This window comes from Mesonia sp. K7, assembly GCF_003233725.1.
Classification (GTDB): Bacteria; Bacteroidota; Bacteroidia; order Flavobacteriales; family Flavobacteriaceae; genus Mesonia.
In genome coordinates, this window is the sequence record NZ_QKQV01000014.1 from 43,845 (window position 1) to 68,462 (window position 24,618).

At 35.1% G+C, this 24,618-nt stretch carries 30 protein-coding genes; 17 read left to right on the plus strand and 13 right to left on the minus strand.

What is annotated here, in order from left to right; genetic code table 11:
- Positions 1–71 precede the first annotated feature (71 nt).
- Complete coding sequence (locus DNG35_RS10245) at positions 72–281, minus strand: PID-CTERM protein-sorting domain-containing protein (protein WP_111128801.1); 210 nt, start codon at positions 279–281, stop codon at positions 72–74.
- An 11-nt stretch (positions 282–292) separates the two neighbouring features.
- Positions 293–3,391 (minus strand): T9SS type A sorting domain-containing protein, encoded by a 3,099-nt coding sequence (locus DNG35_RS10250; protein ID WP_111128803.1) that lies wholly within the window; start codon positions 3,389–3,391, stop codon positions 293–295.
- Positions 3,392–3,571: 180 nt separating this feature from the next.
- On the opposite strand from DNG35_RS10250, the gene DNG35_RS10255 reads away from it, so the two are divergent.
- The 6 genes from DNG35_RS10255 (at position 3,572) to DNG35_RS10280 (ending at position 6,875) form a co-directional block, all read left to right on the plus strand.
- Positions 3,572–4,195: an acyloxyacyl hydrolase gene (locus DNG35_RS10255; RefSeq protein ID WP_111128805.1), complete on the plus strand. Its 624-nt coding sequence runs from the start codon at positions 3,572–3,574 to the stop codon at positions 4,193–4,195.
- Positions 4,196–4,612 carry an SRPBCC domain-containing protein gene (locus DNG35_RS10260; protein WP_111128807.1) on the plus strand — a complete coding sequence of 139 codons (417 nt, stop codon included), beginning with the start codon at positions 4,196–4,198 and terminating at the stop codon, positions 4,610–4,612.
- A gap of 40 nt (positions 4,613–4,652) precedes the next feature.
- Positions 4,653–5,096: a peptide-methionine (R)-S-oxide reductase MsrB gene (gene msrB / locus DNG35_RS10265; RefSeq protein WP_111128809.1), complete on the plus strand. Its 444-nt coding sequence runs from the start codon at positions 4,653–4,655 to the stop codon at positions 5,094–5,096.
- Between the two features lie 164 nt (positions 5,097–5,260).
- Positions 5,261–5,800, plus strand: coding sequence for a peptide-methionine (S)-S-oxide reductase MsrA (gene msrA, locus DNG35_RS10270; protein ID WP_111128812.1), 540 nt, complete (start codon positions 5,261–5,263; stop codon positions 5,798–5,800).
- Between the two features lie 13 nt (positions 5,801–5,813).
- Positions 5,814–6,254, plus strand: a complete 441-nt coding sequence (locus tag DNG35_RS10275) for a VOC family protein (RefSeq protein WP_111128815.1) — start codon at positions 5,814–5,816, stop codon at positions 6,252–6,254.
- A 3-nt stretch (positions 6,255–6,257) separates the two neighbouring features.
- Positions 6,258–6,875: an L-threonylcarbamoyladenylate synthase gene (locus tag DNG35_RS10280; RefSeq protein WP_111128817.1), complete on the plus strand. Its 618-nt coding sequence runs from the start codon at positions 6,258–6,260 to the stop codon at positions 6,873–6,875.
- Positions 6,876–7,050: 175 nt separating this feature from the next.
- Here the strand turns inward: DNG35_RS10280 and acs are convergent, their stop codons facing one another.
- Positions 7,051–8,946: an acetate--CoA ligase gene (acs, locus tag DNG35_RS10285; RefSeq protein ID WP_111128819.1), complete on the minus strand. Its 1,896-nt coding sequence runs from the start codon at positions 8,944–8,946 to the stop codon at positions 7,051–7,053.
- 66 nt (positions 8,947–9,012) lie between these two features.
- Complete coding sequence (locus tag DNG35_RS10290; RefSeq protein ID WP_111128821.1) at positions 9,013–9,933, minus strand: tryptophan 2,3-dioxygenase family protein; 921 nt, start codon at positions 9,931–9,933, stop codon at positions 9,013–9,015.
- Positions 9,934–10,105: 172 nt separating this feature from the next.
- On the opposite strand from DNG35_RS10290, the gene trxB reads away from it, so the two are divergent.
- From trxB to DNG35_RS10305, 3 genes are all read left to right on the plus strand, one after another.
- Positions 10,106–11,086 (plus strand): thioredoxin-disulfide reductase, encoded by a 981-nt coding sequence (trxB, locus tag DNG35_RS10295; protein ID WP_111128824.1) that lies wholly within the window; start codon positions 10,106–10,108, stop codon positions 11,084–11,086.
- A gap of 141 nt (positions 11,087–11,227) precedes the next feature.
- Positions 11,228–12,964 carry a LytTR family transcriptional regulator gene (locus DNG35_RS10300; protein ID WP_111128826.1) on the plus strand — a complete coding sequence of 579 codons (1,737 nt, stop codon included), beginning with the start codon at positions 11,228–11,230 and terminating at the stop codon, positions 12,962–12,964.
- Between the two features lie 173 nt (positions 12,965–13,137).
- Positions 13,138–13,491: a helix-turn-helix transcriptional regulator gene (locus tag DNG35_RS10305; RefSeq protein WP_111128829.1), complete on the plus strand. Its 354-nt coding sequence runs from the start codon at positions 13,138–13,140 to the stop codon at positions 13,489–13,491.
- Between the two features lie 15 nt (positions 13,492–13,506).
- Here DNG35_RS10305 and DNG35_RS10310 read toward each other — a convergent pair whose 3' ends face one another.
- Genes DNG35_RS10310 through DNG35_RS10320 form a run of 3 tightly spaced genes read right to left on the minus strand, consistent with a single transcriptional unit; the run spans position 13,507 to position 15,335 of the window.
- Entirely contained in the window at positions 13,507–13,935 is a 429-nt protein-coding gene (locus DNG35_RS10310) for a DUF4268 domain-containing protein (RefSeq protein WP_111128832.1), read from the minus strand.
- Positions 13,936–14,598: a ZIP family metal transporter gene (locus tag DNG35_RS10315; RefSeq protein WP_111128835.1), complete on the minus strand. Its 663-nt coding sequence runs from the start codon at positions 14,596–14,598 to the stop codon at positions 13,936–13,938.
- A 5-nt stretch (positions 14,599–14,603) separates the two neighbouring features.
- Positions 14,604–15,335, minus strand: a complete 732-nt coding sequence (locus DNG35_RS10320; protein WP_111128837.1) for a bifunctional 2-polyprenyl-6-hydroxyphenol methylase/3-demethylubiquinol 3-O-methyltransferase UbiG — start codon at positions 15,333–15,335, stop codon at positions 14,604–14,606.
- A gap of 44 nt (positions 15,336–15,379) precedes the next feature.
- Here DNG35_RS10320 and DNG35_RS10325 point away from each other — a divergent pair, with 44 nt between their 5' ends.
- The 4 genes from DNG35_RS10325 to DNG35_RS10340 all read left to right on the plus strand — a co-directional run bounded on the left by DNG35_RS10325 (position 15,380) and on the right by DNG35_RS10340 (position 18,061).
- Positions 15,380–16,534 carry a class I SAM-dependent RNA methyltransferase gene (locus DNG35_RS10325; protein ID WP_111128839.1) on the plus strand — a complete coding sequence of 385 codons (1,155 nt, stop codon included), beginning with the start codon at positions 15,380–15,382 and terminating at the stop codon, positions 16,532–16,534.
- Positions 16,535–16,689: 155 nt separating this feature from the next.
- Complete coding sequence (locus DNG35_RS10330; protein ID WP_111128841.1) at positions 16,690–17,166, plus strand: hypothetical protein; 477 nt, start codon at positions 16,690–16,692, stop codon at positions 17,164–17,166.
- A complete protein-coding gene (locus DNG35_RS10335; RefSeq protein ID WP_111128843.1) occupies positions 17,156–17,359 on the plus strand; it encodes a helix-turn-helix transcriptional regulator in 204 nt (67 codons plus the stop codon). Before DNG35_RS10330 ends, DNG35_RS10335 begins: the two co-directional genes overlap by 11 nt.
- Before the next feature lie 36 nt (positions 17,360–17,395).
- A complete protein-coding gene (locus tag DNG35_RS10340) occupies positions 17,396–18,061 on the plus strand; it encodes a hypothetical protein (protein WP_111128845.1) in 666 nt (221 codons plus the stop codon).
- Here DNG35_RS10340 and DNG35_RS10345 read toward each other — a convergent pair.
- Genes DNG35_RS10345 through rlmD form a run of 3 tightly spaced genes read right to left on the minus strand, consistent with a single transcriptional unit; the run spans position 18,058 to position 20,680 of the window.
- Positions 18,058–18,783 (minus strand): DUF6048 family protein, encoded by a 726-nt coding sequence (locus tag DNG35_RS10345; protein WP_111128847.1) that lies wholly within the window; start codon positions 18,781–18,783, stop codon positions 18,058–18,060. The genes DNG35_RS10340 and DNG35_RS10345 overlap by 4 nt on opposite strands.
- Positions 18,749–19,264: a DUF6452 family protein gene (locus tag DNG35_RS10350; protein WP_146228865.1), complete on the minus strand. Its 516-nt coding sequence runs from the start codon at positions 19,262–19,264 to the stop codon at positions 18,749–18,751. Before DNG35_RS10350 ends, DNG35_RS10345 begins: the two co-directional genes overlap by 35 nt.
- A gap of 6 nt (positions 19,265–19,270) precedes the next feature.
- Positions 19,271–20,680: a 23S rRNA (uracil(1939)-C(5))-methyltransferase RlmD gene (rlmD, locus tag DNG35_RS10355; protein ID WP_111128851.1), complete on the minus strand. Its 1,410-nt coding sequence runs from the start codon at positions 20,678–20,680 to the stop codon at positions 19,271–19,273.
- 102 nt (positions 20,681–20,782) lie between these two features.
- Between rlmD and rocD the strand changes: the two genes are divergently transcribed.
- Entirely contained in the window at positions 20,783–22,027 is a 1,245-nt protein-coding gene (gene rocD, locus DNG35_RS10360; RefSeq protein ID WP_111128853.1) for an ornithine--oxo-acid transaminase, read from the plus strand.
- Between the two features lie 40 nt (positions 22,028–22,067).
- Entirely contained in the window at positions 22,068–22,379 is a 312-nt protein-coding gene (locus tag DNG35_RS10365; RefSeq protein WP_111128855.1) for a hypothetical protein, read from the plus strand.
- Between the two features lie 53 nt (positions 22,380–22,432).
- Here the strand turns inward: DNG35_RS10365 and DNG35_RS10370 are convergent, their stop codons facing one another.
- Complete coding sequence (locus tag DNG35_RS10370; RefSeq protein ID WP_111128858.1) at positions 22,433–22,774, minus strand: CCC motif membrane protein; 342 nt, start codon at positions 22,772–22,774, stop codon at positions 22,433–22,435.
- 34 nt (positions 22,775–22,808) lie between these two features.
- Complete coding sequence (locus tag DNG35_RS10375; RefSeq protein ID WP_111128860.1) at positions 22,809–23,093, minus strand: DUF2752 domain-containing protein; 285 nt, start codon at positions 23,091–23,093, stop codon at positions 22,809–22,811.
- A 287-nt stretch (positions 23,094–23,380) separates the two neighbouring features.
- Here DNG35_RS10375 and DNG35_RS10380 point away from each other — a divergent pair, with 287 nt between their 5' ends.
- Both DNG35_RS10380 and DNG35_RS10385 read left to right on the plus strand, forming a co-directional pair.
- Complete coding sequence (locus DNG35_RS10380) at positions 23,381–23,587, plus strand: hypothetical protein (protein WP_111128863.1); 207 nt, start codon at positions 23,381–23,383, stop codon at positions 23,585–23,587.
- Positions 23,577–24,107 (plus strand): Smr/MutS family protein, encoded by a 531-nt coding sequence (locus DNG35_RS10385; protein ID WP_111128865.1) that lies wholly within the window; start codon positions 23,577–23,579, stop codon positions 24,105–24,107. The genes DNG35_RS10380 and DNG35_RS10385 overlap by 11 nt, the downstream gene beginning before the upstream one ends.
- 27 nt (positions 24,108–24,134) lie before the next feature.
- Here the strand turns inward: DNG35_RS10385 and DNG35_RS10390 are convergent, their stop codons facing one another.
- The gene (locus DNG35_RS10390) at positions 24,135–24,530 is read right to left on the minus strand and encodes a hypothetical protein (protein ID WP_111128868.1); all 396 of its coding nucleotides are present in this window, start codon (positions 24,528–24,530) and stop codon (positions 24,135–24,137) included.
- Between the last annotated feature and the right edge of the window lie 88 nt (positions 24,531–24,618).

Consider the following 24,618-nt stretch of genomic DNA (forward strand, 5'->3'; position numbering starts at 1 on the left):
TCATTATAATAAATAAAAAAGGAGGGAATTTCCCTCCTTTTTTATTTCATCAACTAAAGGTTTTCAGTTCTTTAAGAGTCTTCTTTTTTGATTTTACGGTAACCGTAAATTGCCCCAGCTGCAATCCCTAAAGCAATCAAACCATCTATTGGAGCTCCAGAAGGAGTAGAATCATCTACATCATCAGGAAAACCAGGGATATCAGAAAAATCTTGTGCAGTTACAAAACTGCCTAGACAAACTGTAATTATAAGTGCTAATATATATCTAGTAATTTTCATGGGCTTTGATTTTATTGTTTGATAATTTTTTGTGTAAATTCTTTTCCGTTGGAAGTTACTTTGAGAATGTATACACCTGTAGGAAGTGCAGATAAATTATTAATAGTAACATCTTGATGCACATTTTTGTATGTTTTTTGATAAACTTGTTGACCAAGTATATTTACTATTTTCACACTTGTGTCACCATTGATGTTGGCATCAGTAATATGTAAAATATCTCCGTGAACTGGGTTAGGGTAAACATTTAGCGAAGCCACTTCGCTGTTGATAGCACCTAAAGGTTTTCCGAACAGGAGTTTAAATCTATCGGTAGCTATACTCTCTGTAATGTTTTCATCTACCGTAAAGTTATACGTATTTACACCTTCTTGTAAAAGTGTTTGCGTTTGTAAATAACTATCAACAAGATAAGCTTCGTTGTCTAGCGCAGGTAAATCGATAGAAAAATGATAATCGGTATTTCTGTAGTTGTTATTAAAAAACGGAATTTCTTCATCTTCTACAGGTAAAGCTCTTCTTTCGATACTTAAAAATTTATTTCCGTTAACTAGGGCTAAATTCTCATCTTGGTTTCCTAGTTTTTCAGCATCACTCTCATCGACTTGATTGCCATAATTTGTATCAAAATAAATTTTAGCTCCATCAACTAAAAATGGACTGCTGTTTAGCGTAGAGAATAACTTGATATTCATCTCTTTCGCTATCATGGGTTTATGCGTAGCCGTGAGATTTCCACTAACTTTTTGTAATTGGTGAAACTCCAAGCTTGGTGAAGCACCAGTTGTTCTTGCAAAAAAGGCTTGGTTAGGTTGCAAATATTCATTTGCTGCTGAAGAACCAACGCCACCTTGAACGGTATTTGAACCCGTAGTGACATCTACCACAACATAAGCACCTCTGGTGTTGACATTAGGATCCCAAATGTAATAATAGGTGGTGTTTAAATCGGTGCTGTAGCTAGAAAGAACCAAGTTCATATCAATAGCAGATTGGTAAGGGTTTCCGATAAGGTTGTAATCCCCTGTAGTAGAACTCAAACTATTCACATCGATCTGTTGTGCGTCTGCAATCGTTCCAGTCATTCTCAGGCGGGTGTCGTCTGCCGTAGCGGTATTGTTGGATAAATCTATCGCACGACTTCCTCTTACAAAAAGGCGGTAAGGTTTTCCTCTTTCTAAGGTGAGTACATCTGTGTTAGCAACAGCTGCCCAAGTCTGACTGCTATTTTCAAAATCAAATAAAGATGGGTTACCGGAAATGGTGGCGTCAAAACCATTGCTACCATCGGTAGAACCGGTAATGTGCGTTCCAAAACCTGTGTTGTTGTTGATGTTATCTCCAGGAAAAGCGGTACCTGTATTATTTTGTCCTTCTTGCCAGTTAGCTCTAATTGTTCCTGTTGTGGTTACGGGACTTGATAAAAATCGAAAAGCTCTTTTACCAGGGATAAAGCGTTGTATTTCAAAAGTGATATTAGAACTTATTGTTGATGTAGATAACATCTCTCCCAAAGTCGCGGTGTCGTTAATCGATGTACTTTCCATTACTATCGTGCCATCTCCTATAATATCACCAATCACATTTAGTTCTCCTAGAATGGTCAAAGTATTTCCAGTAGTAACAGTTAAGTTATAAGCCTCAAGGTTAGTAACAGTTAAATTATCTTCTATAGAAACCATATCATTTTGTGTAGGTGTTCCTGCAGGAGACCAAGCGCCAGCACTATACACATAGTCAATACGCGTATCGTCGGTACCCGGTGTCATATCAGCTACGTCGGCACTGGTAATTGTCCATTCAGAAGCTGTCCATGTATTATTAGGATTTGTAGCTAGATTATTTCTTACTGCTCTACTATTTTCATATTCCCAAACTTCACCAGTACCATCTGTACCTATTTCACCATAAATGTCTGACACTGTACCTCCAGAACTAAAATTACCATTGTAATACAAAACATAAGTATCATCTCCATTACTATTTGCAACACCACTTAAAGCATCGGGAGTAAAAGAATATGCATTTTCAAATTGAGGATCACCAATCACATAAAACGTACCAGGCTTTAAAACACCGCTTAATTGCTGTTCTGTAGTTGGGCTAGTATTATTATTAGAGAATAATGATAAATAAATATTAGAAAGGTCGATATATTCACTACCATTATTATAAATCTCGATAAATCTTCCTTCACTAGCATTATCACCTGGATCTGCCACTTCAGAAATGATTATATCTGGAACAGGAGGAAAATCATTGTCTTCTAAACTTATATTCAGTTGGTTGGAAACTCCAGCAGCAGCGTTATTTCCTCCAGCTACATTCTGTATCTCAAAAGTTAAATTCTCTGTACCTTCAATAGAAGCATCATCGGTAATCGTTAAGGTAACTGTTTGATTGGCTGACGATCCCGCAGGAAAAGTTACGGTTTGTGTCGTATAATTGTTGATGTCTGTGGCATCGCCACTTATCAGAACAATATCTGCAGTAGTAGCATTTGTAGCGTCTTCGTTCATTATCGTTAAATCAATGTTATAAGTACCATCACCTTCGTTTATGGTAGTGCTAGTGGTGGCAAAGTTTACTTCTGTATCTGTGGAGGGTGAACCGAAAGCGGTAGCAGAAAAGTCATCAATTATCAAATGTCCAGATTGATTATCATTTACAATTCTAATGTATAGAGAGTTACCACTGTTATTCATAGAGAATGTAAATTCTTGAAATGTTGTTCCGGCAAATACTTGTGATGTAATTGTTGTAAAAGTACTACTATCGGTTGATATTTGCACATCAAATGTTCCACCCCCAGAATTTAATTCTCGATACCAAAATGATATATCTCCAACACCATTTGTAAGTTGGGGAGTTGTAAGAGACGCATCAGAAGTATCATCATTTAATCTTGCAGCATGACCTACACCACCTCTAGAATTTCCACCACTTTCTTGAAACACGTCAGCAGTTTGCCAAACTCCTGAACTTAGTGTTTGATTTCCTGTAGTATATGTAGCTGCTAAACCAGAGTCGAAATTTTCTGTAATCTGTCCATTACTTTTTAAAGTAATAAAGCTTAGCATTAAAGCTAAAAAGAGTAATTTATTTTTCATAATTCATATTTTGATGATTTCTAAATATAAGCAATATTACACATATTATAAAATGTATAAGTTACGAAATGGTTATGCATGAGTGATTTATAGGTTTAAAAACATATTTATAATAAATAACTTTACCTGCACCAATAAAAACAATATACTTGTAAAGCAATTTTCAACCAAAGAAACAGAATGACTAAAAAACTCTTCTTTGTACTTTTTCTTTTTTGTTGTCAGAACCTTTTGGCGCAGCGCTTTATTCAACGTGTGGGGGTGAATTATGGTCAAGCCAAACAACAGGTTTTTCCATTTAATAATGATAATTATACGCACCAAACGACTTACCTAAAATTTCAGATAGCAAAAGATTATAAAACTTTTAAAAAATCAAAACTGGAGCTTTTATTTGAACCTGGTTTCTTTTGGGCAGAACACCAATTGCTCAATCATTATTTTATCCAAGAGTACGAGTACCCAAACAATTACCAAGAGCTACGAGAATTATACTTGCAAAAAAGAGACTTTTATGAAATCGCTTTGAATCTCGGGATTTTATATCGTTATTATTTGTTAGAAGACTTTAGTGCTTTTGGGTTGTTGAGTATTGGTCCGATGGTTACCACAGAAGATACGGAGAGACTTAGTAAAGGTTTTGCTTTTTCGGATGTGATAGGTTTGGGTTTTAGTTACGAAAAGACTAAATTTATGCTAGAAACACGCATCACCTTGAAACATAATTCTAACGCTAATCTCAAAAAGCCTAATCATGGTCATAATACGGTTGGTTTTGAAGTAGGTTTTTCTTATAATTTATAGATGATACAAATTCAGCAGAACTATTCGGCAAGTAAACAAAAGCTTTGGGAAGCCATTACCAATACCCAACAGATGAAAGATTGGTATTTCGATATTAAGCCTTTTGATTTAGAAAAAGGAGAGGAGTTTACCTTTTATGAGCCTGGCGGCGAAAACAAATACTTGCATTTGTGTAAAATCGTACAAGTAATTTCGCAGCAGTTGTTTCAGCATACGTGGCAACATCCTAATAATAGTAAGGGCATTTCGATGGTCACTTGGGAAATCTCTGGTGATGAAAACAATTCGCAACTCAATTTTTCCCATGAAGGAATTGAAAACATGAGAGAAGCTGGTGAAGATTTTAAAGAAGAAAATTACCAAGCCGGTTGGAGCGAACTTATTAAACAATCCTTAAAAAATTACTTAGAGCAATAATTTTAGCTAATTTTATTTTCTTAAAAACTTAGTGTTGAATATGCTTACTTGGAAAGATATTATTGACTTCGCAACCCACGGAAATCCAACACCTCCAAAGCGAGTAGAAAAAACAGAAACCGAATGGAAAAGCCAGTTAACACCAGAGCAATTTGCTATTACTCGTCAAAAAGGTACCGAAAGAGCACATAGTTCTGAGATGTGTAATGCTTTTGAACCCGGAAAATATAAGTGCGTTTGTTGTGGGACTTTGCTTTTTGATGCTGAGGAAAAATTTGAGAGTGGTTCGGGTTGGCCATCATTTACGCAACCAGCAGAAATCAATCATATTGCCTATCACAAAGACACAAGTTTTGGGATGATAAGAGTAGAAATCACATGTAATACTTGCGATGCTCATTTGGGACACGTTTTCCCTGATGGGCCAGAACCAAGTGGTTTACGGTATTGCGTAAATGCGGTTTCGTTAGAAAAAGAAAAATAAACAACTTCCTGTGTAAACAGGAATCTAAAAATATTTCGTCAACCTGAACTTGTTTCAGATTCTCATCGTGATTTGTAAATTGACTTGATGAGATTCCGAAATAAACCTGTCTGCCAACAAGCAGGTTCGAATGACAGTTAGAAAACATAAAAGTTTCATTTAATATGAATAACATAAAAGAAGCAATTTTCGGTGGTGGCTGTTTTTGGTGTACCGAAGCGATATTTCAAGATTTAGAAGGCGTAAAAGCGGTAACTAGTGGTTTTAGTGGTGGCGACATCAAAAATCCAGCTTATCGTGAGGTTTGCACCGGTAGAACCAACCATGCCGAAGTCGTAAAAATAGAATACGACCCAAGTGTGATTTCTTATGAAGATATAGTCGTTATTCATATGACTACACACAATCCGACAACACTCAACCGACAAGGTGGCGATGTCGGTACACAATATAGAAGTGCTATTTTTTATTCCAGCGAGAGCGAAAAAAAGATTGCAGAGGCAGTGATAAAAGAACTACAACCTCATTATGAAGATAAAATTGTGACGGAAGTGACTTCTTTTGAGGTCTTTTATCCTGCAGAAGAAGAGCATCAGAATTATTATAAAAGAAATACTGAAGCAGCTTTTTGTCAAGCGGTCATCAATCCTAAACTCAAAAAGTTTAGGCAAGTCTATCAGGACAAATTAAAAATAAACCAATAACTTAAAACTTAAAATAATGATTGTCAATCCGTATTTAACTTTTAAAGGCAACTGTGAGGAAGCTTTTAATTTTTACAAAACGGTATTTGGAGGGGATTTTTCCTATCTGGGAAGATTTTCTGAAATGCCACCACAAGAAGGCATGCAAATGCCTGAAGAAGATCAAGAAAAAATCATGCATATTTCTTTGTCCATTAGTAAAGAAACGATGTTGATGGGAAGCGACACTGGTGGTGAATGGGCACCAAAAACGATGATAGGAAATAACATTTCGATTTCTATTGCAGTAGAAAGCAAAGAAGAAGCTGATCGTGTTTTTAATGCCCTGTCTGAAGGAGGAAAAGTGACCATGCCTATGGAAGCTACTTTTTGGGGCGACTATTTTGGAATGTTTACCGATAAATTTGACATCAATTGGATGATAAGTTACAACGAAGCTCACCTTCAAAAATAGATTATGGCAGAATTAATTAGAATTTACGAAGAAAATCCATCACCAAAAGAAATTAAAAAAGTGGTAGATGTAATCAAAAAAGGCGGCTTGGTAATCTATCCTACCGATACGGTTTACGGTTTGGGATGTGATATTACCAATACCAATGCCTTGGAAAAAATTGCACGCATTAAAGGTGTGAAACTTGAAAAATCCAATTTTTCTTTTATTGTCGAAGACCTGAGTAATCTTTCGGAATATGCTTCTATCAACAACAATAACTTTAAAATTCTAAAGCGTAACTTACCAGGGCCATATACTTTTATTTTGCCAGGGAGTAACAGCTTACCTACGGTTTTTAAGAAAAAGAAAACAGTTGGTATTCGAGTTCCAGACAACAAGATTTGTAAAGCATTAGTTACGGCCTTAGGCAACCCTATTGTTTCGACTTCTATCAAAGATGATGATGAGGTGTTAGAATATACAACAGATCCTGAGCTTATCGCTGAAAAATGGGATAAACTCGTCGATATTGTGATTGATGGTGGTTATGGTGATAATCTTGCTTCAACGGTTATCGATTTGACCGAAGACGAACCATTGGTCATCAGAGAAGGAAAAGGAGATTTGACTATTTTTTAGAGTAGAAAAATTCTTATTCCATATACAATTTTAATATAAATTCGTCAACCTGAATTTGTTTCAGGTTCTCATGTTGATTTTAGATTTAAGTCTGTGAGCTGCTGAAACAAGTTCAGAATGATGTTGCATTAAGAAGTCTTTAAAAATAGGGTTATCCCTAAACTAGATGATATATTTAACTAATTGCTTTTGCTTTTATTTTTTCAACTACATCCGGATTCAATAGGGTAGAAGTATCTCCAAAATCTCTTTCTCCAGCAGCTATTTTACGCAAAATACGACGCATGATTTTACCGCTTCGCGTTTTAGGTAAATCTTCAACAATTTGAATTTTGCTGGGCTTTGCGATCGCGCCGATATCTTGGCTGATTTTCTCTAAAATTGCTTTTTTGATACTTTCTTCATCAGAAGTACCCTCTTTTAAACTGATAAACGCATACAAAGCATTTCCCTTGATGTCGTCAGGGTAACCTACAATAGCACTTTCGCCCACAATTTCTATTTCATTGATGGCATTTTCGATAGGAGCAGTGCTCAAATTATGTCCAGAAATAATAATAATATCATCAACACGCCCCGTGATTCTGTAGTTTCCATCGGCATCACGTAGCGCTCCGTCTCCCGTAAAATATTTTCCTTTATAAGTAGAAAAATATACTTTTTTAAAACGTTCATGGTCGCTCCAAATAGTTCGTGCCATCGATGGCCAAGGATTTTTAATACATAAGTTGCCTTGAATTTCTTTTCCGTTAAATACTATCTCTTTTCCATCTTCATCCATCAATGCAGGTAAAACACCCGGCAAGGGTAAAGTGGCAAAAGTGGGTTTGTTGGGCGTAACATCCGCTAAAGCAGAAATCATAATAGCTCCAGTTTCGGTTTGCCACCAGGTATCGAGAATAGGGCATTTTCTTTGACCTATTACTTCGTTATACCATTCCCATGCTTCTTCGTTGATAGGTTCGCCAACCGTTCCTAATATTTTTAGGGAAGTTAAGCTTTCAGCATCTACGTATTTCTCACCTTGTTTGGCAAGCATTCTAATGGCTGTTGGAGCGGTATAAAAATGGCTCACCTGATATTTCTGGACAATTTGCCAAAATCTCCGGTAATCAGGGTAAGTCGGTACACCTTCAAACAATACAGAAGTTGCACCAAAAGCTAAAGGCCCGTAAACAATATAAGAGTGACCCGTAATCCAGCCAATATCTGCCGTACACCAATAGACATCATTTTCGTCGACCTGAAAAACATTTTCAAAACTGTAAGTCGTTCCAACCATATAACCACCGCAAGTGTGGACCACACCTTTTGGTTTTCCTGTAGAACCTGAAGTATATAAAATAAAAAGAGGGTCTTCGGCATTCATCACCGCAGGGTCACATTCTTTGTAAGCTTTAGATAGTTCATCAAACCAAAATGTATCACGACCTTCTTGCATAGGAGTGATTTCGATGGTTCGTCGATAAACGATCACATTTTCGATAGTTGGCGTATTTTCGAGTGCGACATCACAGATTTCTTTTAAACTGATGAGTTTGCTTCCGCGATAAAAACTATTGGCAGTAATCAATAATTTGCATTGGGCATCATTGATTCTGTTTTCTAATGCCTTACTCGAAAATCCTGCAAAAACAATAGAATGAACAGCACCGATTCTTGCACAAGCCAACATCGCAACGACCAACTCTGGGATCATAGGCATATACAAACAAACCCGATCGCCTTTTCCGATTCCTTTTTCGTGCAAAACGTAAGAAAACCGACAAACACGATCTTGTAATTCTTGATAGGTAATGTTTATGGAATCTTCAGAAGGATTGTTGGGTTCCCAATGAAAAGCAATTTTATCAGGATTCTTACGGACGTGTCGGTCAAGACAATTTTCGGTAATGTTAAGCTCAGCACCTTTGAACCAAGAGAATTTTGCTTTTTCGAAATCGGCTTCGTAAACCGAATCCCACTTCTTCTGCCAATAGAAATTTTGAGCAATTTTATCCCAAAACGCTGCTGGGTTCTCAATGCTTTTTTGATATTGTTGGTGGTAATCTTCGAGCGAAGTAATACGCATATGGTGTTTAGATTTTGTATTCGACTAAAAATAATACAAATGCTATAGATATGACGTTAAAGAAATTTAAATGTTTTTGATTTCACCCCAATTTTTTACTTCTTCTTCACTCCATAAGTTTGGGAAAAATTTACGCTGTTGGTATTTTGGATGTAAATATTTCATCCAATCTGAACCTCCAGTTGCGGCTTTGTGTTCGCCCTTGCTGTTGAGGTAAAACTGTGCAGTTTTAAGATGAGTAATTGGCCATTTGACATTGTACATAAAATCGAATCCGCGTAAAGCTTGGCGCAATTGCTCGGTAGGGTTTTCTATTTTAGCGAACTTTTCTTCCAAAGTATTGCCTTGCATTTGTTTCGCCAATTTGATGAATTTATCTAAATATTTTTCCTCAAACTGGGTGAGCATCAAAGATTTTTTATTTGTTTGACGATTGTGTCCTGCGTCTTTCCAATAAATATGGTCAAAATAGTCTTCTACCGTAGGATTTTTAGGTAAACGTTGTTTACCGTGAGCGTTGATGAGGTTTTCTAAAGGCGTACAGTATAATTCTAAAAAACGGAATTGTGCACTCTGAAAACCACTTGCAGGTGCTAACGTCAGCCTGAATTGGTTGTAATCGTCATAATTCATGCCGTGCCGCATGACATCAAATGTTGTAATGAGCATTTCTGAATATCGGGAAAGCCGATTTACTTTTTCAGCAAAAACCTTTTCGTCATTATTGAAGTCGGGAGCCGTAATTTGCTCTAACTCATGAATCATGAGTTTAAGAACCAATTCGGTAATCTGATGATACATAATAAAAATAGACTCGTCTTTAAAATCGGTTCTTGGGTTTTGTAAAGAAAGTAAGGTGTCAACTTGCACATAATCCCAATAATTTATAGGTTTTGCATGCAATAGACCTTCTAAATAGGTTTCTGGGTTTTCACCAAGTGATTGGTATTTTTTATCAATTTTAGAAAGAATCTCTTTTTTATCCATAGGAAGTTTTTGTTTTTACAAAAATATCAAAAATGTGGGTTTGAATTTATGATTTGTAGCATAAAATCTTCACTTATCAAAAAATCTTATAAGCTTATTAAAAGTCTTCATTATTTCATTCGACTTTTTTCAATTAAACTTATTATTTTTACGGTCAAATTAAAACAAAGAAATGTCAGAAGATAACAGTTTAGAAAGAATAAAGTGCTTGATTATAGGTTCTGGTCCCGCAGGTTATACTGCTGCGATTTACGCTTCTAGGGCAGATTTACACCCAGTAATGTATACCGGTTTAGAGCCAGGAGGTCAGCTTACCACCACTACAGAAGTAGATAATTTTCCGGGATATCCAGAAGGTATTGATGGACCAACAATGATGGTGCAATTACAACAACAGGCAGAACGCTTTGGTACACAAGTTCGTATCGGGATGGTAACTGAAGTTGTTTTAAGTAAAGAAGAAGGTGGTATTCATAAGGCTTGTATCGATAATAAAACATGGGTAGAAGCAGAAACAGTTATTATTTCTACAGGAGCGACGGCAAAATACCTCGGTTTACCTAGTGAGCAACGCTTACGCGGAGGTGGAGTTTCTGCCTGTGCAGTTTGTGACGGGTTTTTCTATAAAGGTCAAGAAGTAGCTATTGTTGGCGGAGGTGATACTGCTGCCGAAGAAGCTACTTATTTAGCAAATATTTGTACCAAAGTAACGATGTTGGTTCGTAGTGATGAAATGCGTGCTTCCAAAGCCATGCAGCACCGTGTCACCTCAACAAAGAATATCGACTTACGTTATAATACCGAAGTAGAAGAGGTGTTAGGAGATCAAGTAGTTGAAGGTTTACGAATGATCAATAACAAAACAGGCGAGAAAGAAGAAATAAAAATCACTGGACTCTTTATCGCGATTGGACACAAACCAAATACAGATATTTTTAAAGGTCAATTAGATATGGATGACACTGGTTATCTAATTACCAAAGGAAAATCGACCAAAACAAATTTACCTGGTGTTTTTGCAAGTGGTGATGTACAAGATAAAGAATATCGTCAAGCAGTAACGGCTGCAGGAACAGGTTGTATGGCAGCTTTAGATGCAGAAAGATATTTGGCTTCTATCGAAAAATCGGAAGAAGAAAAAGTGGAAATATAGTTTATACAGTCCATAAAACAAAAAAAACGCTCCATCTAGATGGAGCGTTTTTTTTGTTTTAAACGATAAAAACTCGCTGATTATTCTTTTAATATAGAAAATCTTACTACTTTTAAAGTAACTAAATTATCAACCAAAATTATGCAATTTAAAATTGTAAACCCTTTAGTCTTAGTATTTGGGTTGTTCTTTATTGCGAACTTTTCTTATGCTCAGAGTAGCGTTAATACATCTGAGATAGAACAACTTGTCGAAATTTCTTCAAAATATAAAAGAAATCCTGATTCTTTACACAAATACGGGCAAAGAATTTTAGCAATTTCTAAACCAGCTGAACATTTAAAAGGCTTGTTACGCGGTTACTATGCGATGGGCTATTCCAATTTTCTTCAAGGAAATTATGAGAAAAGTGTTGTTTTTTACGACAGTGCTTTAGTTCATAAAGAAGGTCTCAAAGAAGATTATAAAACGTACATCAATACTTGGCGGAATAAGGCAATTGCGTTAGCCGTTGCTGGAAATCAGAAAAAATCCAACGAAGAGTTTTATACGATTATAGAAATTGCCAAAAATGAAGGGGACTATGAGAATATGGCTAGAAGTTATAGTGATCTTGGTGTAGGTTATAAAAATAGCAACGATTATAAAACAGCTATCGATTTATATCAAAAAGCCATACGTATTTATGATAGTTTAGGTATCGAAAAAAATAAAACCTCCACATTTTTAAATATTGGTATCGCTCAAGGGTTACTCAATGACTACCATCAGAGTAATCAGAGCTTTCAGGAAGTAATTCAGATTTCCAAAAAGTATGGAAATGAACGTGACGAATATCGTGCTTATAACAATTTAGCCGTAAATCTCACCAACCAAAAAGCCTACGATAGTTCGTTACAATACCTGTATAAATTGATTCCTTATTACAAAAAAAACAAAGTCAAAAAAGCAGAGTATTTAGCCTATCAGAATATCGGAAAAAATTACGCAAAACTAAATAAAATAGACAGTGCCAGTATAAATTATGACAGGGCTTACCGCGGTTATAAAAAAATGGGTTATCAATTTGGTTTAGGGCAAATCCATAATTTAAAAGGAAACCTATTACAGTCCACAGAAGACCATACGACAGCAATAAAACATTTGGATTCGAGTGTTATATACGCAAAGCAAGTCAATCATCAAGGCCTGTTGAATGATAATTACGTTGCACTTTCAAAGTCCTACGAAGAGTTAAACGATTTTGAAAAAGCCCATAGGTACCTCACGGAAGCAAGAAAATTAGAAAATGAAACCTACACTAGCGAAAATGCAAAAAACCTTAATGAGATTCTTACCAAACATCAGGTACAAGAAAAAGATGAAGAGATAAGCTCACTAAGTAAATCCAAAATTTTATACCAATCTAATTTCTACATTGCTATTGTTGCAGTTATTCTCATATGTCTATTGTGCTATTACTACTGGAAGAGAAATAAACAACAAAATAAAGAGCTCACAGAATTAAGAGAAGAGTTAGAAGATTTCCAAACCGAAAGAAAACAAGCTCATGTGAGTAATTTGCTACATCTAAAGAGTAAGGCAATTTTAAAAATTGAACAGTTGATGTACGTAAAATCAGATGGTCATTATTTGGAGTTTTATTCCGAAGGTAATGCAAAGCCCGAAGTCGATAGAAATACCCTTAAAGAAATAAAAGAAACCTTGGAGCATGAAGGTTTTGCACAAATACACAAATCCTATTTACTTAACCTAAAATATATACGTATTTTAAATTCTACTCGTCTTATGTTGCAAGACGGAACTTGGTTGCCGTTATCGCGAACTTACAAGCCAAACATCAAGAAAATATTACTGCAAGAACAAGAAAACGCATAAAGCAGCTCTTGTTTTTGATGTTAGAAAACTTGCATTTGATGTTTTTTCTTTAAAAAAAACGACTGCATTTGATGACAAATACCTTGCGAGTTGCGACAAACTAAGGGCTTTTTTTTTTTTTTAAGAATTTTATAGACTAAGTTTGATTCATCAACCAAAATTAAACTTAGATTATGAACGCACTTGCTAATTACCCAATTGAGAATTTATTAAGACCAGTAAGCCTCAACGAAATCCTTGTGGGGCTGGATGTTGGATTTAAAAAGAAAGTCAACAAAGCAATTAAATTAATTTTTGAAATTCAGAACGATCTAAAAGCCAAAGGAATTACGACAGAAGTATTAGAATCGTTAACCGAACAAGAGATAAACATTTTGCATTCGATTGCAGAAGGTTTAAAGTCGACAGAAATAGCAGACAAACTGTTTATTTCGACACATACCGTACAAACGCACCGTAAAAATATATACAAAAAACTAAAGTGTTGTAAAAGAACAGATTTAGTCAAAATATCGCTCATTTTATAGCGCACCAAAAACTTGCTAACCAACTAAAAAATCTTTGTATGCTGCAAAGAATGTTTCAAACTTGGGCATAAAGGTTTCGAAAAAAACGTAAACCTTTTCCCAAGTTTTTTTATTATGAATACTTACGTTATCTAATTCGATATAAATAAAACCAACCATTTTACCCGATTCGGTTTCGTAAAACTCATCAAAAACAAGCGTTTCACTTATTTCTTCTTTCATTATGGTTTTTAGACTTTCAAACTTTTCAAAATAATAAGGTTTTATAATTTCATCTGAAGTATCAATCACAAAACCTACTTGCGCTTTTTTGTTATCAAAATGAAACTTTAGATTAACTTCTTTGATTTTGGTGTTGTAGAGTATCCATTTTCGAAGAGAACGTTGTCCAAAACTCGTCCAAAATTCTTGTCGTATTTGTTTCGATTCTTCCTTACTAAACATTTATAACAAATAAGCGACGACAATTCCGGCAACAATTGTCAAGATTTTAGAAAGATTAAACTGGTGGTTTTTGGAGGCTTCAAAAAGTATGGTTGTCGAAACGTGTAAGAAAATACCAATCACAATAGCGTTGAGGTAGTTTTTTATTTCGCTTAAAGCGGAAACTTGTTGCAACAAACTACCAAGTGGAGTCATCAGAGCAAATACTAACAGAAAGAAAGCAATTTGCGTTTTCTTGATTTTAGAATGCATCAAAAATGAAGTGATGATCACGGCAATAGGGATTTTATGAATCACAACTCCGTAAAGTAAATGCTTATTGTCTGCGATTGGAAAACCTTCTAACAAGGCATGAATGCAAAGGCTGATAAACAATAAAACAGGAAAACGTTTTTGGCTTTCATCGTGATGTAAGTGCCCGTGTTCGGCACCTTTAGAGAGAAACTCTAAGAAGATTTGCAGTAAAATACCCGTCATAATCAACAAACCAATTACCGGAGTGTAATTCTGATAAGTTTCGGGCAAAAACTCAAAAACCGTAATCGATAGCAATAAGGCACCACTAAAAGACAACAATAACTTTACGGTAGCATTATTGGCTTTTAGAAAGTAAGCAATCACAAAACCTGCAATCACCGCAATAATGGGTAAAATAAAACTCATAATCTTTATTGAAATACTAAGATAAGCCTATCTGAACTTTCTTCCTCAAAATTGTTTAAATGATAATCTCCAAAAGTATGTTTTAAAGTGATTCCCGCTTGTTCAAAATAACTTTTGAAGTCTTCAAGACATAATGCTTTTACTTTTTCAGTAAAACTGAAGTTTTGCTGGTTATCTTCAAAATTTATTTCTTTATAAATAAAACCATTCTCGATAGATCTTCTGATGTGAAAATCTATATTTCCCACCGTTTTTGTTTCTTGGGCAACTAAATTATTCATCACTTTTTTTACATTCATAAAGTCAATCACCCCAAAACCATTGGGTTTTAGGTTTTGTTTGATAGCTTTTATCGTGTTGTAATTATCTTCTTCATTTTCAAAATAACCAAAACTCGTAAACAAATTCACAACCAAATCGAATGCTTGTACCATTGGAACACTCATATCGTGTACTTCAAAATGTAGCCCTGGTTTTTCGTACGCTTTCGCGGAAGCAATACTGTTTTCAGATAAATCTACGCCAGTAACATCATAACCTAATTCGTGTAAATAAACCGAATGCCTACCTTTTCCGCAAGCTAAATCTAAAATGGTAGAATGTTGTGGGAGTTTTAGAAACTTGGTGAGATTACGCATAAAAAGCTGTGCTTCTGCATAGTCTCGGTCTTTATATAAAATATGATAATACGGCGTGTTGAACCACGAAGCATACCATTTTGAAGGTTCTTTATTCATAGGCTGCAAAATTAGTGTATTTTTGTGGGTTGAAAATCCTTACTATGGAAAATTTTAAAATGGTTGCCAAAACCTTATACGGTTTTGAAGACGTATTAGCACAGGAGTTAAAAAATCTTGGGGCAATAGATGTACAGAAGGGTGTGCGTAATGTTTCTTTTTACGGTGACAAAGGTTTTATGTACAAAGCCAATTTGAGTTTGCGTACCGCTATCAAAATCTTAAAACCTATCCAGTCGTTTAAAATTTTTTCAGAAGACGATTTATACAAAAAAATGTATAACATTCGTTGGGAAGAATACCTTCACAACAAAGGTTCGCTCGCAATAGACGCAACGGTGCATTCTCAAAAATTTACCCACAGTAAATTTATTGCTCTAAAAACCAAAGACGCGATTGTCGATAAATTTAGAAATACCACAGGTTTTCGACCAAGTATCGACTTGCAATACCCAGACTTACGCATCAATGTGCATATCGAAGACATGTTTTGCACGGTTTCTTTAGATAGTTCGGCACAATCTTTACATAAACGTGGTTATAAAGCTTCGACCAATATTGCGCCGATCAATGAAGTTTTAGCAGCAGGTATGTTGCTGATGAGCGGTTGGGACGGAAGATCAGATTTTCTGGATCCGATGTGCGGAAGCGGAACCATTTTGGTAGAAGCGGCAATGATTGCTTGTAATATTCCGCCAAATATCAATAAAAAAGAATTTGGTTTTGAAAAATGGAAGGATTGGGATGTCGATTTATTTGAAAAAATAGAAGCTTCGGCTTTAAATAAAATCAGAGGTTTTGACCATAAAATTATTGGTTATGACAAAGCGCCTTCTGCAGTAAGAAAAGCCCAAGAGAATATCGAGAATGCAAATCTTACCGAATTTATTTCCGTCGAACAGCAAGACTTTTTTAAAACAGAAAAAGTGACAGAAGGACACTTACATATGCTTTTTAACCCGCCTTACGGCGAAAGATTGGAATTGCTTAATTTAGAGTTATTTTACAGCCAAATTGGTGATACGCTAAAACAAAACTACCCCAATACACAAGCTTGGTTTATAGTTTCCAATCTTGAAGCCATAAAAAATGTAGGTTTACGACCTTCTCGAAAAATAAAACTCTACAACGGTAAACTCGAGTCCCGTTTGCTCAAATACGACATCTACGAAGGTTCTAAAAAGGCGAGTAAGAACTAGTGTAAATTTATATCACCCTGAACTTGTTTCAGGGTCTCGTCCACTTATGAGGTGCTAAAATAAGTTTAGCATGACTATTATTAATAAAAATAAAATGTAAAATAAACTTTACATTTAGATAAAAATACTTTACATTTGAAGAAAAGTTAAAAGTCATGAATGTAAAGTATTTATTTCCGCATCGGTTTAAAAAGGTAGGTTGGTTTTTATTAATTCCAGCTGTTATAATGGGGTTGTTCACTTTATTCACAAGTTACGAACCTGAAGTTTTCTCAATCAAAGTACCAGGTTTTTTTGGTGACTTTTTTATAGAAAAAAGAGAAGTTTTTGGTTTTTATGAAAATAATATTCTAAATGAGATTATTGGAATTTTAATTATCATAGGTGGAATTTTTGTTGCTTTTTCGAAAGAAAGGGTAGAAGATGAGTTCATCACCAAGATCAGGTTGGAAAGTTTAGTTTGGGCAACCTATTTTAACTATGTTATTTTACTGATTTCATTTGTCTTGTTTTACGATATCGCTTTTTTCTGGGTGATGGTTTTCAATATGTTTACTTTGCTTATTTTTTTTATCGTTCGTTTTCATTGGAAAAAGGCAAGACTCAATAAATCTTTGGCTTATGAAGAATAGTATAAAAGTAGAACGGGCCAAAAACAATATGACCCAAGCCGATTTGGCAGAAAAAATAAAAGTTAGCCGACAAACCATCAATGCGATGGAATTAGGTAAATACGTGCCTTCAACCGTTTTAGCCTTGCGAATTGCTCATATTTTTAACGTAGAAGTAAGTGATATTTTTACGCTAGAAGATACTGATTGGTAATTTTCTTTATATTTAAGTGCCTTAAAACTATGTTCTATGTTAAAAAAATACACCCTTTTTTTCTTATTTCAAGCTTGCGTATACTCATTTTATGCTCAAACGCATTTTGCAACTTATGAGGTCTCTTTTGAATTAAAAAAATTAAATGATAGCATCATACCTTTAGCAAGTATTAATCAGTTGCTTAACGAACAAACCAATATGAAATTAAAATTGGTGTACAATGATAAATTTTCAAGACAAAGTTTTGCTGACGAAAGTTCAACAGAAAGTCCCATAAAATCAGTTGGAGGAGATGCTTCAATAATTGATAAAAGGAATAATATAAAATATATTTTTAAAAATTCTGAGATTCTAAAAAGTATGCAAAATGATAGTGATGTCTATGTGATGATAGAAGACAAAGACTCTCTTATAGAGGCCAAAACTTATCGATCATTAAAATTAATTAAAATTGTTCAAGGCGAATTGGAAACAAAAGAGCGGTTATTGCATTTTTTGCTTGACAAAGAGTTGCCAAAAGAACTCAATCCTTACAATCATTTACCAGAGAAATTAAAAATTTATGGAGGTGTTTATCAAGTAACGATGATCAATGAAAATCAAAATCAAACATTAACACTTATATCAACAGGGCAAGGTTTTGATAGAGAATTTGAGGAAGAGGTTGATAAAATAACAACCTATAGGAATAAAAACTAATTCACTTTTCCAGCCTTAATCTTTTTCTCATTTTTGGTAATCGGAATCATATAAGAGAGCGCATAACCCCAACCCACACCAATGTTGCCATCACCATAAGTCCGGTTAAACCCAGGAATGTATAAATTGGCATAATTTTCAGGTTCCTTTTCGGTCACCAAAAGTTTTAGCTGTACGTGAAGTGATAAAAATAGATTGTTAAAGATTTCGGTTTTTAAACCTACTTGTAATTCAGCCCAACTTGCTGTGAGCCCAGAGAACTCTTGCGCCTGGTTTCTAATGTCTGTTTCAAAGTATTTATCAGTGGTATAAATGGCATACCGATCAAGCTCGTGCGAAAAAGTGGAAAACCCGTAGCGTAAACCCACAAAAATCTCGTTTTGCATGTTTAACCAATTTTCGTAAGTATTGTAATTGGCTCCCAGTTTGATGTAGTTTCCACTGGTTTTTCCATCAAGGTATGGTTCGGTATAACTCATATCGTCGTATCCCAATTCCGCCGCAGCGTATAATCTTTTTTTGATGCGATAATCGGCAATAATTTCTAATCCGGTATAATTTTCATCAAAAACACTTCTCAGTGGTTTACTGATATCAACTCCAATTCGAATGCCATATTTCTCCTGAATCGTAATCGAATCGTTTGCGGTTTTACTTTGGGAAAAGCCTTGCCAAGCCAACAAAACACTAAAAATAAATATAAATATGTGTCGTATTTTCATCAATTACATCGTTAGGTTGTTGCTCTTCTATCGTTTTTATCCAATTCTCTACCGGGTTTGCCTGATCTACTTGTGCGTCGAGTCCTAAAAATTCGGTTTTATAACCACAAGCACGACTTACGAATTTGTCGTTTACCCCGTACGTAAAACTCACTTGATCTGTATTTTCAGAAATTTCACCGTCGTTGATAAACTGGTTAATCACCAAATTATAATCCGTAAAGTTTTGATCTGTCCTTAAAGGAATTTTTGCAATAGTGTCGTTAATAGCAGTTTCATAATAATAACTAATATTTCCGTTGTCAGTTACTTCATAAGCATTAAAATTGGGGGCGATTTTGGCTTCGGTGATGTTATTGATATCAAAAAACTGAATCACCAAATGCGGAGTTGTAGGTGTAGCTTCAGAACAGATATCGTCTTTCTGACAAGCAGAAAACCCAATCAGCAAAAGAAGGAAGTAGAAAAATTTATGACTCATATAATGCTATCTTAATTCTAGACAAACCACATTCTCGATGTGATGCGTCTGCGGAAACATATCTACCGCTTGTGATTTGGTAATTTTATAATGCTCTTTCATCATTGCCAAATCTCGTGCCTGTGTTGCCGAATTGCAACTTACATAAACAATTCGTTGGGGTAAGATACGTAATATTTGAGCAACTACATCTTTATGCATCCCATCTCTTGGCGGATCGGTAATGATCACATCGGGTTTTCCGTTGGCTTCAATAAAATCTTGGGTAAACACATTTTTCATATCGCCAGCATAAAAAACGGTATTCTCTATCTGGTTGTTTCTGGCGTTTTCTTTGGCATCTTCAATCGCTTCAGGAACGGCTTCTACACCCACTACTTTCTGCGCTTTTTGAGCCACGAATTGAGCAATCGTTCCCGTCCCGGTATATAAATCATACACAATTTCATCACCTTTTAAATTGGCAAAATCTCGGGTGATTTTATATAACTCGTAGGCTTGCTTAGAATTGGTTTGGTAAAAAGACTTGGCGTTGATTTTAAATTGCAAGCCCTCCATTTCTTCCATAATATAATCGCTTCCGCGGAAACAGACCACTTCTTGATCGTAAATTGTGTCATTCCCTTTGGTGTTGATCACATATTGCAACGAAGTAATCTCCGGAAATGTGTCGGCAATATGGTGGAGCAGTTTTTCTCGGGCAATTTTGTCGTCTTCATAAAACTGAACCAATACCATGATTTGCCCAGTAGAAGCAATACGAATCATCAAGGTACGCAGCAAACCTTCTTGTTTTTTCATATCGAAAAAAGAAAGCTTGTTGGCTTTCGCATAAGCTTTTACTTCATCTCTAATGGCATTACTCGGGTCTTCTTGAAGGTGACATTTGTGAAGGTCAAGAATTTTGTCCCACATGCCCGGAATATGAAAGCCCAAGGCATTTTTATTTTCAAAATCCTTATCGCTTTGTATTTCGTCTAAGGTTAACCAACGATTGTTGCTAAAGGTAAACTCCATTTTATTGCGGTAGAAATACTGGTCTTTGCTACCCAAAATAGGCAAAGTGTTCTCGATGTCTAATTTGCCCAAGCGCACCAAATTATTGGTCACTTCTTTTTCTTTGAAAAAAAGTTGAGCCTCATAACTCATGTTTTGCCATTTGCAGCCTCCACAAACACCAAAATGTTCACAAACCGGATCAACTCGTTTGCTCGAAAGCTGATGAAAATGGATGGCCTTTCCTTGGTAATAGGCTTTTCGTTTTTTAAAAGTCTGGATATCGGCAATATCACCAGGAACAGCATTATCTATAAAAATAATTTTCCCGTCGGGAGCTTTGCCAACAGCTTTTCCTTTCGCGCCAGCGTCAATAATCTCTACCTGCTCAAAAACTTGTTTTCTGTTTTTTCTTGACATAGGGCAAAAATAGTAAGATTTCTTAAGTAGCAGTTTATAATTTGCGAAACATTTGTTATTTTGCGAGAACTGAAAAATGGAGTAAAAATTAAATAAAAAGCTATGCAAGTTCAAGAGATTTCATCATCGCAGCAAGCGATAGAATTAGAAGATAAATACGGAGCACATAACTATCATCCGCTGCCTGTGGTTTTAAAAAAAGGCGAAGGTGTTTTTGTGTGGGACGTCGAAGATAAAAAGTATTACGATTTCCTTTCGGCCTATTCGGCGGTCAATCAAGGGCATTGCCACCCTAAAATTGTAAATGCAATGATCGACCAAGCCAAAACGCTTACACTTACGTCGAGAGCATTTTATAACGATGTGCTCGGAAAATATGAAAAATATGTGAGTGAGTATTTTGGTTACGACAAAATGCTACCAATGAATACAGGGGCAGAAGCGGTAGAAACAGCTATAAAAATCTGTAGAAAATGGGCGTATGAAAAAAAGGGAATCAATGAGAATGATGCACAAATTATTGTGTGTGAAAACAATTTTCACGGCCGTACAACAACGGTAATTTCGTTTAGTAATGACGAAAACGCCCGTAAAAACTTTGGTCCATACACGCCAGGGTTTATCAAAATTGCTTACGATGATCTTAATGCGTTAGATTCCGCTTTAAGCGAAAACAAAAATGTTGCTGGATTCTTAGTAGAACCCATACAGGGTGAAGCAGGAGTTTATGTGCCTTCTGAAGGTTATTTAAGAAAAGCCAAAGAACTATGTGAAAAGCATAATGTACTTTTTATCGCAGATGAAATTCAAACAGGAATTGCGAGAACAGGGAAGTTATTGGCAGTAGATCACGAAAATGTAAAACCAGATATGGTCACCTTAGGAAAAGCAATTTCTGGAGGAGTTTATCCGGTTTCGGCGGTTTTGGCTAACGATGATGTAATGAATGTCATCAAACCAGGTCAGCACGGTTCTACTTTTGGAGGAAATCCAGTTGCTGGAGAAGTTGCTATGGCAGCTTTACAAGTAATCGAAGAAGAAGATTTAGCTGAAAATGCAGAAGAATTGGGTCGGTTTTTTAGAGCAGAGATGCAGAAATACATCGACGATTCTACAATTGTAAATTTGGTTCGTGGTAAAGGTTTACTCAATGCGATTGTGATTAATGACAGCGAAGATAGCAGTACTGCTTGGGATATTTGTATGGCATTAAAAGAAAATGGTTTGCTGGCAAAACCAACACACGGAAACATCATTCGTTTTGCGCCACCATTAGTAATGAATAAAGAGCAATTGATTGATTGTATCGAAATCATCAAAAAGACCTTACAGGACTTCGAAAGATAGATAAAGCGAATCAAAACTAGGGAGCTTGATTTAAGATATCATGAGTGTTTTTAGACTCTATATTTCGTTGAAAGATGTGGTGGTTTTTGAAAGTGAATTATTAAATAAAAATATTAATTTTCATATAGACACTGAGAAAGATACTTCTATCAATAGAGAGGTGAAGTACTATTTTAGTTGTTCCGATCAAGAAAGTGTTGATCAGATCATACAAGATAAGGGAATTATTGCAAGTACAGATTTACATTTTATATCTGATTATAGAGATCAAGAAAAACTATATAAAATTTATATCATAATTCTTGTGGTTGTAATACTCACCGTATTAGGTGTTGTAGTTTTAGATTTGTGAAAATAAAAATCCCGAAGTTTTGCTTCGGGATTTTTATTTTAATGATAAAGAGTTTACTGGCCTTGAGCTTCCAATTGCGCTTGTTGCATTTCTTTAGCCCATTCCTCAACTGCTTCCATACTTCCAAAAGAAACCAGCATCACCATACAAGTAATAAAAAATAGAATAGCTAGAACTAAACCTATAATAGCGATGATTCTCGCAGTTTTTACTTGGCTATAATTATCGTATTGCTCAGGAGCCAAAGCATAAGTCTTTCTGTCTTTATTAGAGAGGTATAAAGCAATTCCTGAAAGTACAATTCCTCCAATACCCCAAGAAAAGCAACAAGCAACATAAGAAATGATGCCTAATACTAAAGAGATAGTCGCGTTTGGTAATTTTCTGTTTTCCATAAATTAAGTTTTAGTTGTTTTGATTTTTTCAAATTTAACCAAAAAATTGAATCATTTTAAATATATAGTTGATAAGAATAAGCGTTACGCTTATGATGGCCAATTTGGTAAAAACAGAAGAGAAGTTTTTCAACTGGAAAAACTGATGGGAAACAAACACCAAAACCATCGCTAAAAGCGGAAAAATAGCAGGATACATCAAGAAAGCATCAGTAAACTCTCCTTTAAAAAGTAGCATTAAAGCTCTTTGGCCACCACAGCCGGGACAAGGGAAACCAAAGAATTTTTGGGTCAAACAAGGAAGCATCCATTCTTCCATAGGAATAAAGTTTCTTCAAAAATAAGAAATAAAAAAGGCAATTTAGTATCATTTTAAAAACTGAAGTCTATTCAATTAATAATTACTAAATTGCCTTCGGTCAAAATATCTAAGATAAATGACCTATTACTTAAAATTTCAGCTTTTTATTCGTTAATAAAATGAGCACATTTGCCTTACTGAAATTTTGTTTTATAAAAGTACATCTATTTTTTAAATTAGCAAAATATATTTGTTAAAAAATTTGTTTATTTGTTTAATTTTAACACTTTAAGTTTTTATTTCACATGAAATGGATTGAAATACTGTTGTTTATCTCAGGAGCGGGATTGGTCATTTACAGTTTGGTTATGCCCGATACTTCTGCTATTTTACAAATTGTTGGCGTTGCCAGTTTGATGATTGCGGTGTATCTTATTTCCCGAAAGGTAGAAAGTAAAAAAGAGAAGGACAGTAAGCCTGCTAACGAAAACGAAAGAAAAGATGAGCTTTAAAGTAGGAGATAGGGTTCAGGTGTTGGATGACGATGTAGTTGGTGTGATAAAAACCATGAATAACGGTTATTTGGATATCGAAACCGAAGATGGTTTTCTGATGCCTTTTGACGAAAGTGAAGTGATATTGTTAGAAAGTGGGTTTAGCGTTTCTTCTGCGGCGATCAATCAAGTTAAAAACGAGGAATTACATCAAGAAAGGCCTCAAAAAGTGAGCTTTAAACGCGAAAAAGTGATTCCTGCCAAAGTATACGATTTACATATTTACCAACTGACCGATAGAACCGACTTGAGTGCTTTTGATATGCTGAACAAACAACTCGATTTTGCTCGTTACCAATTAGAAAAAGCTATAAAAGAACGGGTGCCGAAACTGGTTTTTATTCACGGCGTTGGTGAAGGCGTTCTAAAAATGGAATTAGAAACCATTTTGTCGCGCTACAACAATATACAATATTACGACGCCGATTTTAAGACTTACGGTTTTGGCGCCACTGAAGTTAAGATTTTTCAGCATTAGGCGAGAGCTATAATTTTAGTTTTCTTTTTATTGATTTTCTGATTTATGGAACTCTAAAAACTTGTCAGTTAGAATGTTTAATTCTTTGGTTCTTTTTAGGTTAAAATTTATAAATAAGATAAGTCCAAAAACAGAAAAAAGCACTGGAAAAATCCATATTTTATTTGCCAAAAAAATGATTGAGGCAATTACGATGACAATAATTGCGAGTTTAGAAGCTATATTCATAGGTGAGTTGTAATCAAATTCCAACTCATAAGCATTATTTTCATTTAAAACTCCGATGATTCTATAGTTGTTTATGAAGTGATTTGGGATTAACTCAAATTTTTCTTGTCCGATATAACCCTTGTAAAATCCGTTAGTAATTAGACTGTTGAGAAATTTTATATTTTTCTCATTTCTGATGATCCTTTGCTTCATTTTCTATATTCTGAACTTCCCTGAATAGAGTTGACCGTTATTAAACATTTATTTCATTATTAAAAATAGTAATTGTTTTTTGATGAAA

Bases quoted from the DNA above. Each gene is read 5' to 3' on its own strand.
- DNG35_RS10245 (WP_111128801.1), bottom strand. From the start codon at position 281: ATGAAAATTACTAGATATATATTAGCACTTATAATTACAGTTTGTCTA.
- DNG35_RS10250 (WP_111128803.1), bottom strand. From the start codon at position 3,391: ATGAAAAATAAATTACTCTTTTTAGCTTTAATGCTAAGCTTTATTACT.
- DNG35_RS10255 (WP_111128805.1), top strand. From the start codon at position 3,572: ATGACTAAAAAACTCTTCTTTGTACTTTTTCTTTTTTGTTGTCAGAAC.
- DNG35_RS10260 (WP_111128807.1), top strand. From the start codon at position 4,196: ATGATACAAATTCAGCAGAACTATTCGGCAAGTAAACAAAAGCTTTGG.
- msrB (WP_111128809.1), top strand. From the start codon at position 4,653: ATGCTTACTTGGAAAGATATTATTGACTTCGCAACCCACGGAAATCCA.
- msrA (WP_111128812.1), top strand. From the start codon at position 5,261: ATGAATAACATAAAAGAAGCAATTTTCGGTGGTGGCTGTTTTTGGTGT.
- DNG35_RS10280 (WP_111128817.1), top strand. From the start codon at position 6,258: ATGGCAGAATTAATTAGAATTTACGAAGAAAATCCATCACCAAAAGAA.
- acs (WP_111128819.1), bottom strand. From the start codon at position 8,946: ATGCGTATTACTTCGCTCGAAGATTACCACCAACAATATCAAAAAAGC.
- DNG35_RS10290 (WP_111128821.1), bottom strand. From the start codon at position 9,933: ATGGATAAAAAAGAGATTCTTTCTAAAATTGATAAAAAATACCAATCA.
- trxB (WP_111128824.1), top strand. From the start codon at position 10,106: ATGTCAGAAGATAACAGTTTAGAAAGAATAAAGTGCTTGATTATAGGT.
- DNG35_RS10300 (WP_111128826.1), top strand. From the start codon at position 11,228: ATGCAATTTAAAATTGTAAACCCTTTAGTCTTAGTATTTGGGTTGTTC.
- DNG35_RS10305 (WP_111128829.1), top strand. From the start codon at position 13,138: ATGAACGCACTTGCTAATTACCCAATTGAGAATTTATTAAGACCAGTA.
- DNG35_RS10310 (WP_111128832.1), bottom strand. From the start codon at position 13,935: ATGTTTAGTAAGGAAGAATCGAAACAAATACGACAAGAATTTTGGACG.
- DNG35_RS10315 (WP_111128835.1), bottom strand. From the start codon at position 14,598: ATGAGTTTTATTTTACCCATTATTGCGGTGATTGCAGGTTTTGTGATT.
- DNG35_RS10320 (WP_111128837.1), bottom strand. From the start codon at position 15,335: ATGAATAAAGAACCTTCAAAATGGTATGCTTCGTGGTTCAACACGCCG.
- DNG35_RS10325 (WP_111128839.1), top strand. From the start codon at position 15,380: ATGGAAAATTTTAAAATGGTTGCCAAAACCTTATACGGTTTTGAAGAC.
- DNG35_RS10330 (WP_111128841.1), top strand. From the start codon at position 16,690: ATGAATGTAAAGTATTTATTTCCGCATCGGTTTAAAAAGGTAGGTTGG.
- DNG35_RS10335 (WP_111128843.1), top strand. From the start codon at position 17,156: ATGAAGAATAGTATAAAAGTAGAACGGGCCAAAAACAATATGACCCAA.
- DNG35_RS10340 (WP_111128845.1), top strand. From the start codon at position 17,396: ATGTTAAAAAAATACACCCTTTTTTTCTTATTTCAAGCTTGCGTATAC.
- DNG35_RS10345 (WP_111128847.1), bottom strand. From the start codon at position 18,783: ATGAAAATACGACACATATTTATATTTATTTTTAGTGTTTTGTTGGCT.
- DNG35_RS10350 (WP_146228865.1), bottom strand. From the start codon at position 19,264: ATGAGTCATAAATTTTTCTACTTCCTTCTTTTGCTGATTGGGTTTTCT.
- rlmD (WP_111128851.1), bottom strand. From the start codon at position 20,680: ATGTCAAGAAAAAACAGAAAACAAGTTTTTGAGCAGGTAGAGATTATT.
- rocD (WP_111128853.1), top strand. From the start codon at position 20,783: ATGCAAGTTCAAGAGATTTCATCATCGCAGCAAGCGATAGAATTAGAA.
- DNG35_RS10365 (WP_111128855.1), top strand. From the start codon at position 22,068: ATGAGTGTTTTTAGACTCTATATTTCGTTGAAAGATGTGGTGGTTTTT.
- DNG35_RS10370 (WP_111128858.1), bottom strand. From the start codon at position 22,774: ATGGAAAACAGAAAATTACCAAACGCGACTATCTCTTTAGTATTAGGC.
- DNG35_RS10375 (WP_111128860.1), bottom strand. From the start codon at position 23,093: ATGGAAGAATGGATGCTTCCTTGTTTGACCCAAAAATTCTTTGGTTTC.
- DNG35_RS10380 (WP_111128863.1), top strand. From the start codon at position 23,381: ATGAAATGGATTGAAATACTGTTGTTTATCTCAGGAGCGGGATTGGTC.
- DNG35_RS10385 (WP_111128865.1), top strand. From the start codon at position 23,577: ATGAGCTTTAAAGTAGGAGATAGGGTTCAGGTGTTGGATGACGATGTA.
- DNG35_RS10390 (WP_111128868.1), bottom strand. From the start codon at position 24,530: ATGAAGCAAAGGATCATCAGAAATGAGAAAAATATAAAATTTCTCAAC.